The organism is Gordonia aichiensis NBRC 108223 (assembly GCF_000332975.1).
Classification (GTDB): Bacteria; Actinomycetota; Actinomycetes; order Mycobacteriales; family Mycobacteriaceae; genus Gordonia; species Gordonia aichiensis.
Genome location: NZ_BANR01000076.1, coordinates 1 through 836 on the forward strand (window position 1 = coordinate 1; position 836 = coordinate 836).

The 836-nt window shown below is 59.8% G+C and carries 1 protein-coding gene; it reads left to right on the forward strand.

Annotated features, from left to right (window positions below; all coding sequences use genetic code 11):
* The first annotated feature begins 136 nt into the window (after nucleotides 1-136).
* Nucleotides 137-742 carry a hypothetical protein gene (locus GOACH_RS23045; RefSeq protein ID WP_040519689.1) on the forward strand — a complete coding sequence of 202 codons (606 nt, stop codon included), beginning with the start codon at nucleotides 137-139 and terminating at the stop codon, nucleotides 740-742.
* The last annotated feature ends 94 nt before the right edge of the window (nucleotides 743-836 follow it).

Below are 836 nucleotides of genomic sequence, written 5' to 3' on the forward strand. Positions count from 1 at the left end.
TACGGGTCGGGTGGCAACCGGTGTTGGCCTGACGCGATTACGGGCGTGGTTCGTGGGTGATTCTGGGATGGGGTCAGACGCGCGAGCACCCGTCAGGGTTCCGTCAACCTGCACCGTGTCGATATACCCTCACCACGTGACCGAGAGCTACCGCGACCAAGTCGTTGTCGAGATACGCGAGAACCCCGACCACACTAAAACAATTGACGGCTACCGCATCGTCATTGAGCCGCACGGAACGATTGACCTCGACTGGCTGAACGACACCCTCGAAGCGATGTTCCACAGCGTCGATAAGGATGGCACCCTTGTCCCGTCCCGCACGCTGCAAGCACCGTACATGCTCGTTCAGCGACGATCCGAAACACATTGGGGAGCGGCAGGGGCGCAAGCTCAGTTCCTCATCGAGACTGCCGCACACATCGGTTCCACCGGACTAGACACCATCATCGGCATCGCTATAGGGAGCCTCATTAGCGAATTGCGAAAGCGCGGCCACACAGTCCGACACGGCAAGCTAGAAGAACTCGACGCAGACGAAATAGTCAACTACGGCCTACGCGCCGTAGAAGCAAGGTTCGGGGTTCCCCAAGTCCAACTGCGCCACAAGTCGGACGGCACCGACGAGAACGGCCAATACATCGTTACCGCTATCGACAGTGACGGCATCACCTACGAGGTCACGTTTATTGTCGAGGGCGGGCGCACGGAAGTCCGGAAAGCTTTTAGGACCTTGCCTTAGCCTTGATTCGCAAGCTCCGACCCACCACCACCCGCCGCGCCATAGCCGCAATTGGCGTCAGCTTCAGCGTCGCCGTGCTCCTGGTCGTCGGGGG